The following is an 11,648-nucleotide window of genomic DNA, read 5'->3' as shown; positions in this document are numbered from 1 at the left end:
GCCCTCAACGGACAAGCCGTGCTGAGCACCTACAACTCCGGCCCCGCCGGCACCTGGAAAAAGCTCGGGCCCTTCGAGACAAGTCTGGCCGCCCCCGGCCAGCTGCAGCTGACCACCTCCGGCGGGGTGGCCAATATCTCCGGCATCGAGGTCTGGAAGGCCACGGGCGGGACTCCGACAACTACTGCGGCTAGCGGGGCCACAGGCAGTTTCGCTATCCAGCCTGCTATTTACCCCAATCCTTCGCCCACTGGACGGTACACAATAGAATTTTCCGCCAAGCTTGGTACATCCCTCACCTACACACTGGTATCGCCACTGGGCCGCTTGGTGGCGCAAGGACCAATACGGGTGGCGTCCGACGGTGTGAGCGCCGAGCTGGATCTGTCCCACGTGCCCTTGGCTACCGGGCTGTATCACCTGCGCTTGGTCGGTGCCCAGCCCCAGCAGCAGGTACACTACAGGCTGCTGCGCTGAGCCAGCCGAGCGGCTGTCAGGCCGAAGGTGGTTGTGGGTGCTGGTAAAGCACTATCGCACGCGAGGTTCCTCGGCGGTGCTCGGAATTACGGCTGACTATACGGCAGCTTACCGCCGGAAATACACGCTGAACGTGGAGCCCACGCCTACCTGGCTTTCCACCACGATGCGGCCACCGGCATTTTCCACGATTTTCTTTACCATATAGAGCCCAATACCCGAGCCCTCGACATGGTCGTGCAGGCGCTGAAACATGGCGAATAGCTTCGGTCCGTCGTGGCTCAGGTTTAAGCCCAGCCCGTTGTCACGCACCCGCAGTACGGCATAGTCGCCCTCGGGCCGGCACCAGATGCGCACTTGAGGCATCCGTGTTGGCGAGCGGTACTTTAGGGCATTACTAAGCAGATTGTAGATAATACTGCGCAGGTTTTTTTCGGCGAAGGAAATGGTGGAGCATTCCCGCACGTCTACCTCCACCGCGGCGGCGGTGGCCTCCATCAACGGCCCCAGGTCCAGGCGCACCTCTGTAATCAGGCGCTCCAGATCGACGGCGGCCACGAGGTGGCTATGCTCCTTTTGGAGCTTGGTCACCTCCGTCAGGTGCTCGATGGTGCGCTTGAAGCGGTCCACGGAGTCCTGCATCATATCCATGATCTGAGCCACCGTTCCACCCTCTTGCTGGGGGGCGGGCAGCTCCAGCAGCAGGTTGTGCATCAGCCCCTCAATGTTGCTGATGGGAGCCTTCAAATCATGGGAGGCAGTGTAGATGAAGTTGTCGAGGTCCACGTTGGCCCGCGTGAGCTGCTCGTTGTTTTCCTGGAGTTGCCGCTGGGCTTGGTCCACGCGCTCCAGCGCCAGCTTGTGCTCATGAATATCGGTGCAGGTGCCGATCCACTGGAGGAGACGACCCTGCTCGTCGCGGGAGGGCAGCGCCCGGCCCAGCATCCAACGGTACTGGCCCGCGTGGTTACGGAAGCGGTATTCGACTTCAAATGCTTCCCTGGTGCGCAGGCAATGCTGCCAGCGCGCGTCGGTGGCAGCTATATCGGCCGGATGTATATACTCCTGCCATTGCTCAGGCAGGGAATGATGATTATCGGGGCCGGTAAAATCAAACCAGCGGTGATTGAGGTAGGTTGTAACGCCCTGGGCATCGGCCGTCCAGGCAATCTGCGGAATGCCTTCCAGCGTGCGGCTGGTTTCGGCCGCCGCCTGCTCCACTGCCACGCGTGCCGCCTGCTGGCGGCCAAGTTCCTCGTTGGTGCTGGCAATGACCTCGTTCTGCGCTGCCACCCGAGCCTGAATAGCCCTGATTTCCTGCCGGGCCGACAAATCGGTAGCAATAACCGCCAACACCGGGATATCCTGAAAAGCCAGTACGTTCATCGCCAGCGACAGAGGCAGCAACGAGCCGTTGCGGGCCCGCACCGGCAACTCACCCTTGGCTTTGCCCTGCCAGCCCCGGCTTAGCAGCGTGTGCCAGTACGGGAGAGAGTCGGCGGGAATGAAAAGCTCAAAAGAGCCCCCAATAACTTCTTCCAGCGCCCGGTCGAGCCAGCCGGCCAGGCAGGCATTGCAGTACAGAATGGTGCCATCCTGGCCCAGCAGCATCGCTCCTTCGCTCATCTGCTCAATCAGGGTGCGGTAGCTCTGGTCGGCACCTTCCAGCGTGAAAATCCGCGGACCATCGGCTCCCTGAATAGCCAGGGCGTCGACGGCCCCGGTGCGCACGGCTTCAATCAGCTCCTCGGCTTTCTCCAAGCGGTAGCGCAGCTCCTGGTTTTCGCGGTTCAGTTCGTCTGCTGTTAGTTGTTGTAGCTCACCCATTACTGCTATCCTAGGCCGATGGCACAATAATTCCCAGCGCTTTGAGCACCCGTTCCCGGTCGGAAAGGTCGCCCACGAGGCGGCGCACCAAGCCCGGACTCCGCTTGATGAGTGTCGGAACCCCGATGAGCTGCTCTTCTTGGGCCAACCCAGTTTGCTGATACACATCCACGATGAGCAGCTCGTAGCGGCCCTTCAGGTAGTGCTCACAGATTTCCTTGATGTTGCGCACGGCCCGCGTCGAGTTTGGCGTGGCCCCAGTAATGTAGAGGTGCAGCACGTAACTTGCTTCGACCGGGTCTACCCATTCTTCTGTGTCCATCTAGCGTGGGCTTTTAACATCAATGGGCCGAATATCCAGCCCCACCAGCACCCGCTCCACGTTCGACAAGTCGCCGATAATTTTGCGGATGGGCTCGGGCAGCTTTCGCACCAACGTCGGAATAGCCAGGATCTGGTCGCCCTCGGCCAGCTGGGGGTCTTTCAGCAAATCGATTACTTCCAACGCGTAGCGACCTTTCAGGTATTGCTCGCAGTACTTTTTCAGGTTGGCAAGGGCCGTCACCGACTTGGGCGTTTGGCCGGCGATATACAGCCGCAGCTCCCAGGACTCATCATCCGCGTTATAAAGCGTAGAATCGGCTGTATTTTCCATACTGAGCATACTGGTTAAGAATTAGACTGCCGCTTTGACTGCAGCGGCAGTGGCTGCGTGAACTGGGCTTTCCCCCGGACCAGGGTTTGCTGACGAGTCAGCTCTTCGTCATTAATGCGCCGCAGCTCCTCTTCCACCGTTTCAAATTCGGTGCGCAGGTTGCCAATCGTGGCTTCCAGCACCCGGCGGCGGCGCTCCAGCTCCCGGTCTTTCCGCTGTTGCTCCTGCTGAGCAGTTAGCAGCTGCGCCTGCTCGTGCTGCTGCTGGGCCAGGCGTCCGGCCCCCGATACGATGCCGCCCGGGCCTACCACCACGTCCAGCAGCTGCACGCCCTGATCGGTGACCAGGAACTCCCGGACTTTGTTGGAGTGGCTCATACCCCGCGACTTCAGAATGCTGATGCCCCGGTTCCGCTCCCCGATGCCTTCCAGGTCGCGCACGCTGATCCAGGTATCGACCAGCGACGATACCCCGTCCTCCGTCAGCTCCTGGTGCAGACTACGACCACTGACGAGGGCCGTAAACAGGGCGGTGATATTGTTGACTTTCAGAAAGTCGATCAGGCGCGTCAGCATGCTTTTCACCTCGCTCAGGTTGCCCACCGAAATCAGGTTGCTGATGGGGTCGATGACAACGGCGGCGGGCTTGAAGTCTTTAATTATTTTGTGCAGCGTCACCAGGTGCCGCTCCAGCCCGTTGAGCGTGGGCCGGGTAGCTTCGATGCGGAGCAGGCCGTTGGCCAGGTAGGGAGCCAAATCGATGCTCACCGACTGCATATTGCGCACCAGCTGCTGGGGCGATTCTTCGAATGCCACGAACAGGCAGCGCTGATTCTGGCGGCATATTTCGTGGGCAAAGGTGGCCGCCAGCGTGGTTTTGGCCGTGCCCGCCGTGCCCGTTATCAGCACGCTGCTGCCCTGGTAGTAGCCGCGCCGGCCAAACATTTCATCCAGGGCCGGAGTGCCGGACGACACAATCTGGTTCGATACGGCGTGGTTGAGCAGCAGCGAAGTAACCGGCAGCACCGAAATACCGTCTTCCGTAATCAGGTACGGATATTCGTTGGTGCCGTGGGTGCTGCCCCGGTACTTCACAATGCGCAGCCGGCGGGTCGTAATCTGGTCAATCACGCGGTTGTCGAGCAGTATCACGCAGTCCGACACGTATTCCTCCAGGCCCTGGCGCGTGAGGGTACCTTCGCCCCGCTCGGCGGTAATGATGGTCGTGACGCCCTTATCCTTGAGCCAGCGAAACAGCCGCACGATTTCGGAGCGCAGCACCCCTTGGTTCGGGAACCCGGAAAACAGCGCCTCAATGGTATCGAGCACCACCCGCTTGGCCCCAATGGCATCGATGGCGTGCCCGAGCCGGATGAAAAGGCCCTCCAGGTCATACTCCCCGGTTTCCTCAATCTCCGCCCGGTCGACGTGCACCTGGTCGAGGCGCAGCTTCTGGTCGGCCTGCAGCTTGGGCAAATCGAAGCCCAGGGAGGCGACGTTGGCGGCCAGCTCGGCGGCACTTTCCTCGAAGGTCATCAGCACACCGGGCTCGTCGTGGTCCAGAATGCCGCGCACCAGAAACTCGATACCCATGAGGGTTTTACCGCAGCCTGCGCTGCCGCAAATCAAGGTGGGACGGCCCAATGGCAGGCCGCCCTCCGTTATTTCATCCAGACCTTCGATGCCGGAGGGCGCTTTGGGCAGCGTGGGCAGGCCGGTAGAAGGCAACGTGGTGTAGTCGTGCATGCAGCGGTTTAGTTGGGCGCAGGTAGCAGGTAGCTCAAGCGGGGATTTCCATTTCCTGGGGCAGCCTACAGTGCTTTGCCAGGATGGTTTTTTTTGCCTCACTTTACGCGAAAAGCTGGGCAATAGGTTAGAAAAATCCCGACAATAGCCGCCAGAATGTGTACCCAGCGCCGGCAAGCGTGATTTTAGCCCCCCGTTATGGCGCTCAGCGGCACGGGGTGCAGAATCAGAAATACCAGCTCCCGCAGAATCTCCCCGTCGCTCATCGAGCCGCTTTCCACGCCTTTGCTCTGCAAGTCGGCCCGGCGCAGCAGGTGAATAATGTCGCGGGTACGGCCAAAGTCATACACCCGCAGCGCCTGGCCATATTCCTTCTGGGCAAAGCTGTTCATGATGCCCAGCTTCTTAAAGTCGGCATCGGTAGGCGTGCCGCGCTGGTGCAGCACGAGTAGCTTGGTAAAAAAGCCGAAAAGCAACGTCAGATTCGGTATCAGCGGATTAGCCTTGGGGTTAGCTTCGAAGTACTGCAGAATGCGGTTGGCCTTGAGCACATCGCGCTGCACCAGCGCCCGCTGGAGCTCGAAAATATTGTAGTCTTTGCTGATGCCGACCATCCGCTGCACCAGCTCCTCGTCGATGGGCTGGCCGGGCGGCAGGTTCAGCAGCAGCTTATCAATCTCGTTGGTCAGGCGGCCCAGATCGGGGCCAATATACTCGGCCAGCATGGCCGTGGCCGGCCCCGAAATCTGCTGCTGCCGCGAACGAACGTAGCCCGTCAGCCAGCCCGCCACCTGGTTGTCGTATATTTTCTTGCTGGTCATCACCGCTGCTTTCTCCACCAGCAGCTTGCCCAGCTTTTTGCGCGCGTCCAGGGTTTTGTGCTTGTAGCAAAAAACGAGCACGGTGCTGGTGAGCGGGTTTTTGAGGTAGGCTTCCAGGAACGGAAACGACTTCTCTGCCTCCAGATCGGCAATGCTCTGCGCTTCCTTCACAATCACCACCGACCGCTCGGCCATCATCGGAAAGCGGCGCGCCTGGCCCAGAATACTGGCCACGTCGGTATCCTTGCCGTAGAGCACCACCTGGTTGAAGCCCTTATCCGGCTCGGGCAGCACGTTTTTTTCGAGAATATCGGCAATGTGGTCTACGTAGTAGGGCTCCTCGCCCTGCAAGAAATAGATGGGCGCGTACTGCCGCTGGCGCAGCAGCTGCAGAATTTCGTCGGCCGAGAAGTTGGGCACGGGCGGTGAAGAGTGAAAGGGTGAACTGGCCGGCCGGAGCAAAACGCGCGTTTTGACGCCACTTGCCATTCGTACGGCAAATGTACCACCGCCCTTTTACCTTTGTAGCTTTCCCGGACGCCAATCGTCGCTTGCCCCCGATGGCTGACGCCCGACTTCACTCCTTCTCTCCTTCCCCCTTGGACTTACTAGAAGAACTCCGCTGGCGCGGCATGCTGCACGATGCCATGCCCGGTACGGCCGACCATCTTGCCGCCCAGCAGCCGGTTTCGGGCTACATCGGCTTCGACCCCACCGGCGTATCGCTCCACATCGGCAGCCTGGCTACCATTATGCTGCTCGTGCACCTGCAGCGCGCCGGGCACCGGCCCGTAGCGCTGGTAGGCGGGGCCACGGGCATGATTGGCGACCCTTCCGGCAAGTCTGCCGAGCGGAATCTGCTGGATGAGGATACGCTGCGCCGCAACCAGGAAGGCATCAAGGCCCAGCTGGAGAAGTTTCTCGACTTCACGCCCGGTCCGAATGCCGCCGTCGTGGTCAACAACTACGACTGGTTCAAAAACTTCGGCTTCCTGGATTTTCTGCGGGAAGTAGGCAAACACCTTACGGTCAACTACATGATGGCCAAGGATTCGGTGAAGCGCCGCCTGGGCTCCGTGGAGGCCGAAGGCGAGCAGCGGGCCGATGGCCTGTCGTTCACCGAGTTCAGCTACCAGCTGCTGCAGGGCTACGACTTTCTGCACCTGTTCCGCACCCTGAACTGCACGCTGCAGATGGGCGGCTCCGACCAGTGGGGCAACATCACGACCGGCACCGAGCTGATTCGCCGCCTGGGCGACTCCGACGCCAAGGCCTACGCCCTCACTACGCCCCTTATTACCAAGGCCGACGGCTCTAAGTTTGGCAAGACGGAAGGCGGCAACGTGTGGCTCGACCCCACCATGACCTCGCCCTACCAGTTCTACCAGTTCTTCCTCAACTCGGCCGATGCCGACGTGCCGCGCCTGATTCGGGTATTTACCCTGCTGAGCCAGCCGGAAATCGAAGCCCTGGAAGCCGAGCATAGCCAAGCCCCTCACCTCCGCATTCTGCAGAAGGCCGTAGCCAAGGACGTCACGATTCGGGTGCACTCCGAAGCAGCCTACGAAGCCGCGCTGGCCGCGTCGCAGGTACTTTTCGGGGGCGGCGAGCTGAGCAGCCTCGACGAGGCTACGCTACTCGATGTATTTGCCGGCGTGCCCTATATCGAGGTGTCACACGCGCTGCTGGCCGAGCTCAGCGTAGTGGCGCTCTTGAGCGAGGCTACCAACGGAGTCATTTTTCCTTCCAGAGGCGAAGCCCGCAAAATGATGCAGGCCGGTGGCGTGAGCCTGAACCGCCAGAAAGTAGCCCCCGAGCAAATGGCCCTCGATACGCCCCTGTTGCTCGACAAGTACTTCGTGGCCCAGAAGGGCAAGAAGAACTACTTCCTGCTTAAGCTGGTCTAAACCTCGGTTTCCCTACATCCCTTGCAAAAGAAAAGGCCCCGCCGAGTTGGCGGGGCCTTTTTTGTGTTGGTAGCCGTGCGAGCCGCGCGGTTACCGGTACACTACTTCTTCTTGGCAGGAGCCGCCTTCTTGGCAGCAGCCGGAGCCGCTTTTTTGGCAGGAGCCGCTTTAGCAGCAGTGCCAGCATCACCGGTGGCGGTGTTTTTGGCGTTCTGTACCTCCGTCCGGATGGTCTGGGCCAAGTTCTTCAGCTCCTGCATACCCTTGCGCACACGGGTACCGGCGGCCGAGTTCTGCTTGTCATAGAACTTCTCGAAGTCCGATTCCAGGGAGAGCACGAGGTCTTTCAGTTGGCTATAATTGCTCATGGGAAAAAGGTTGATGGGTGTGGATTGATGTTTTTGAACGGCCCTAATATACAGGGATTTCAAATACAAGCAAGTGTCACACTTTTTTTATAAAACCCCTACTGCGGCTTACAAAGCCCGATTTTGGTCGAAGCAAACCCCATTTCCAGAATATATACTAATTTGAATGTTCACGGAATAGCACAAAAAAACGGCGGCACTTTCCGGAAGGAAAATGCCGCCGTGCGGGCCCTGTTGCCAGCTGGCTTATTCGGCCGTTACCACCTCTGCTTTTGAATATAGGCCCTTATCGAGCTTTTCTGCCACGATTTCGAAAGCCACGATGGTCTGACGGACGTCTTCCAGCGAGTGGGAGGCCGTTGGTATCAGACGCAGCATGATAACGCCCTTCGGCACCACCGGATACACCACGATAGAGCAGAAAATACCGTGATTCTCGCGTAAATCGAAGGTTATTTGGGTAGCGTCGGGGATTTGGCCGTTCAGGAATACCGGCGTTACCGGCGACTGGGTGGTGCCGATATTGAAGCCTTTCTCGCGCAAACCGCTCTGTAAGGCCCGTACGATAGTCCACAGGTTGTCTTTCAGTTCGGGCTGGGTGCGCAGCAGCTCCAGGCGCTTGATGGCACCCACTACGAGCGGCATAGGCAAGGATTTGGCGAAAATCTGGCTCCGCATGTTGTAGCGCAAATATTCAATTACGCTTTCGGGTCCGGCCACGAAGGCCCCGATGCTGGCCATACTCTTGGCGAAGGTCGAAAAATAAAGGTCGATACCGTCCTGAACGCCCTGCTCTTCGCCCGTTCCGGCCCCGGTAGCGCCCATTGTACCGAATCCGTGGGCATCATCGACGAACAGCCGGAACTCGTACTTGTCCTTCAGCGCGAGCACCCCTTTGAGGTTGCCCTGGTTGCCCGACATGCCAAATACGCCTTCGGTAATGACCAGAATGCCGCCCCCGCTTTCAGCCGTCAGGCGCGTGGCGCGCTGGAGCTGCTTTTCGAGGCTCTCCATGTCATTGTGGGTATACACGAAGCGCTTGCCCGCGTGCAGCCGCACGCCATCGATGATGCAGGCGTGCGACTCGCCGTCGTACACAATCACGTCGTGACGGCCCACCATGGCGTCGATGATAGACACCACACCTTGGTAGCCAAAATTGAGCAGCATGCAGTCGGGCTTCTGTACGAAGTCGGCCAGCTCGCTCTCCAGCTGCTCGTGCAGGTTGGAGTTGCCGCTCATCATGCGCGCACCCATGGGCAGGGCCATCCCGTACTCGGCGGCACCGTCGGCATCGGCTTTGCGCACCTCGGGGTGGTTGGCCAGGCCCAGGTAGTTATTTAAGCTCCAGGTAAGCACCTCTTTGCCGCGAAAAATCATACGGGGCTTGATTTCGCCTTCCAGCTTGGGAAAAGTGAAGTAGCCGTGGGCGTAGTGCGAATGGCTGCCCAGTGGGCCGCGATTCGCGGCAATCTTTTCAAAAAGATCCACGAGGGAATGGGTTAAATGTGAAAAGGAAACGAATGAGTAGCTGGGAACTCAACCATTCGATAATGTACAAAGTTATGGCAATCTGCAAAAGTAACCCCTGCGCGCGAGGCTTCCAACTCCGGTAAAATTACCCCGCCCGTTTTACGGAGCCGGTAGAATGGCGTTTCTTTGGGCAAGAATTGATTTTTAAGAACGTCATGTTGAGCAAAGCGAGACATCTCGCGTGCCGTAGTATTCTCATACTGCGCAAAGCCGAAGCATCTCTCCCGCTTTTCTGCCATAGTACTTTGAGTGCTGTAGCGGGAGAGATGCTTCAGCTTTGCTCAGCATGACGTTCGGTTTCCAACAACATCAGCACGCGAGATGTCTCGCTTTGCTCGACATGACAGTTCCGGTTTGTTCCCTCCCTTACGCCTCCCATCCCACCGCATGAAACATATTAAGAAGCTACTGGTCGCCAACCGCGGCGAAATTGCGCTGCGCGTGCTGCGCTCGGCCAAGGAAATGGGCCTCCAGACCGTGGCCATCTACAGTGAAGCCGACCGCCAGGCCCTGCACGTACGCTACGCCGATGAGGCCGTGTGCGTGGGCGGCCCGCAGTCGAGCGAGAGCTACCTGCGCGGCGACGCCATCCTGGAAGTGTGCCGCCGCCTCGGCGTCGATGCCATTCACCCCGGCTACGGCTTTTTGTCGGAAAACGCGGAGTTTGCCCGCATGGTGACCGAGGCCGGGCTGATTTTCGTGGGGCCTTCGCCCGAGGCCATGAACCTGATGGGCGACAAGCTCTCGGCCAAGCAGGCCGTGAAAGCCTACAACATCCCGCTGGTGCCCGGCACCGACGAGGCCATCACCGACGTGGAAGAAGCCAAGCGCATTGCCGCCGAAGTCGGCTTCCCGATCCTGATTAAGGCCTCGGCCGGCGGCGGCGGCAAGGGCATGCGCATCGTGAACAACGCCGACGAGTTTGAGGAGCAGATGCAGCTGGCCATCAACGAGGCGACTTCGGCCTTCGGCGACGGCTCGGTGTTCATCGAGAAGTTCGTGACCGGCCCGCGCCACATCGAAATCCAGGTATTGGGCGACGAGCACGGCAACATCGTGCATCTATTTGAGCGCGAGTGCAGCATTCAGCGCCGCCACCAGAAGGTGATTGAGGAAGCGCCTTCTTCGGTGCTCACGCCCGAGCTGCGCGCCGAAATGGGCCGCTGCGCCGTGGATGTGGCCCGCGCCTGCAACTATACCGGGGCCGGCACGGTGGAGTTCCTGCTCGATGAGAACCACAACTTCTACTTCCTGGAGATGAACACCCGCCTGCAGGTGGAGCACCCCGTGACCGAGCAAATCACCGGCCTCGACCTGGTGAAAGAGCAGATCCGGGTGGCCCAGGGCCTGCCCCTTGCCTTCACCCAGGACGAGCTCACCATCACGGGCCACGCCCTGGAGCTGCGCGTGTACGCCGAAGACCCGCAGAACAACTTCCTGCCCGACATCGGCACGCTCACGACCTACGTGCGCCCCCAGGGACCCGGCGTGCGCGTGGACGACGGCTTCGAGCAGGGCATGGATATCCCGATTTACTACGACCCCATGATTGCCAAGCTCGTCACCTTCGGCAAAGACCGCACGGAGGCCATCGAGCGGATGCTGCGCGCCATCGACGAGTACCAGATTACGGGCATCCAGACCACGCTGCCCTTCGGCCGCTACGTGCTCCGGCACCCGGCCTTCGTGAGCGGCAACTTCGACACGAACTTCATCCGCGACCATTTCACCCCCGCCGACCTCGACGCCAAGCCCGACGAAACCACCGCCAAGCTCGCCGCCGTGCTCACGGCCATGCTACTGACGGAAAAGAAAGCCCCGGCTGCGGCTGGGGATGCGGCGGCTACGGCAAGCGGCTCTAACTGGAAGCGGAACCGGTTGGGGGCGCGGTAGGGAATTAGAAATGCAATGGACTTCACTAGGACTGGCGAGGTCCTTTGCATTTGAGCGGCCTGTTTTGCGGGGAGGCTATATTTTTGTTTCACCTCCCAGTAATTGTAACATATTATCAAACAGTAGAGAATTCAAGATTATAGACTTGTTCCTGAATTAGGAACCGATGCTAACATTCGGCTGTCATGCTGAGCTTGTCGAAGCATCTCTACCGCAATGCTAAGAGCCTATCCAAATAGGCATTATTTTCGGGTATGGCAACGACTCAAGAATTCATCATTTCCGATGCCTTGTTGGAGCGTCTGCGGCCGCTGCTGCCGGTGCATACCCCGAAGGCTCATCCCCTTGGCTGCCATCGGCCGCGGGTGCCAGACCGCGACGCGCTGAACGCCATTTTCTTTGTGCTGCGCACGGGCTGCCAA

Annotated in this window: 10 protein-coding genes and 1 pseudogene; 4 read left to right on the top strand and 7 right to left on the bottom strand. The window is 59.5% G+C overall.

All coding sequences use genetic code 11. The features are described 5' to 3' along the window. Positions 1–477 (top strand): T9SS type A sorting domain-containing protein (locus E5J99_RS20150; protein WP_135499614.1); only part of this gene is annotated, 477 nt, incomplete at its 5' end. Positions 478–585: 108 nt separating this feature from the next. On the opposite strand, the gene E5J99_RS20145 is transcribed toward E5J99_RS20150, so the two are convergent. From E5J99_RS20145 to holA, 5 genes are all read right to left on the bottom strand, one after another. Then, the gene (locus tag E5J99_RS20145; RefSeq protein ID WP_135499613.1) at positions 586–2,304 is read right to left on the bottom strand and encodes a sensor histidine kinase; all 1,719 of its coding nucleotides are present in this window, start codon (positions 2,302–2,304) and stop codon (positions 586–588) included. 10 nt (positions 2,305–2,314) lie between these two features. After that, positions 2,315–2,626: a circadian clock KaiB family protein gene (locus E5J99_RS20140; protein WP_135499612.1), complete on the bottom strand. Its 312-nt coding sequence runs from the start codon at positions 2,624–2,626 to the stop codon at positions 2,315–2,317. After that, on the bottom strand, positions 2,627–2,959 hold the full coding sequence (kaiB, locus tag E5J99_RS20135) for a circadian clock protein KaiB (protein ID WP_135499611.1): 333 nt from the start codon (positions 2,957–2,959) through the stop codon (positions 2,627–2,629). It abuts the gene before it with no gap. A gap of 14 nt (positions 2,960–2,973) precedes the next feature. Then, positions 2,974–4,704, bottom strand: coding sequence for a circadian clock protein KaiC (gene kaiC / locus E5J99_RS20130; RefSeq protein WP_135499610.1), 1,731 nt, complete (start codon positions 4,702–4,704; stop codon positions 2,974–2,976). A 185-nt stretch (positions 4,705–4,889) separates the two neighbouring features. Further along, entirely contained in the window at positions 4,890–5,945 is a 1,056-nt protein-coding gene (gene holA, locus E5J99_RS20125; RefSeq protein WP_135499609.1) for a DNA polymerase III subunit delta, read from the bottom strand. A gap of 179 nt (positions 5,946–6,124) precedes the next feature. Here holA and tyrS point away from each other — a divergent pair, with 179 nt between their 5' ends. Further along, positions 6,125–7,432 carry a tyrosine--tRNA ligase gene (gene tyrS, locus E5J99_RS20120; RefSeq protein WP_135499608.1) on the top strand — a complete coding sequence of 436 codons (1,308 nt, stop codon included), beginning with the start codon at positions 6,125–6,127 and terminating at the stop codon, positions 7,430–7,432. Between the two features lie 197 nt (positions 7,433–7,629). On the opposite strand, the pseudogene E5J99_RS22180 reads toward tyrS, so the two are convergent. Together E5J99_RS22180 and E5J99_RS20110 are read right to left on the bottom strand one after the other, a co-directional pair. Further along, positions 7,630–7,800: pseudogene (locus tag E5J99_RS22180) on the bottom strand (histone H1); the annotation flags it as partial. A 246-nt stretch (positions 7,801–8,046) separates the two neighbouring features. Then, a complete protein-coding gene (locus E5J99_RS20110) occupies positions 8,047–9,291 on the bottom strand; it encodes an aminotransferase class I/II-fold pyridoxal phosphate-dependent enzyme (protein WP_135499606.1) in 1,245 nt (414 codons plus the stop codon). 429 nt (positions 9,292–9,720) lie between these two features. Here E5J99_RS20110 and accC point away from each other — a divergent pair, with 429 nt between their 5' ends. Continuing rightward, on the top strand, positions 9,721–11,226 hold the full coding sequence (accC, locus tag E5J99_RS20105) for an acetyl-CoA carboxylase biotin carboxylase subunit (RefSeq protein ID WP_135499605.1): 1,506 nt from the start codon (positions 9,721–9,723) through the stop codon (positions 11,224–11,226). A 254-nt stretch (positions 11,227–11,480) separates the two neighbouring features. Beyond that, positions 11,481–11,648: transposase (locus E5J99_RS20100; RefSeq protein ID WP_135499604.1), on the top strand; the 168-nt coding region annotated here is incomplete at its 3' end.

The sequence above is a fragment of the Hymenobacter elongatus genome (assembly GCF_004745955.1).
Lineage (GTDB): Bacteria > Bacteroidota > Bacteroidia > Cytophagales > Hymenobacteraceae > Hymenobacter > Hymenobacter elongatus.
The sequence above is the reverse complement of the archived record's forward strand: the minus strand, read 5'-3'. Positions and strand labels throughout refer to the sequence as shown.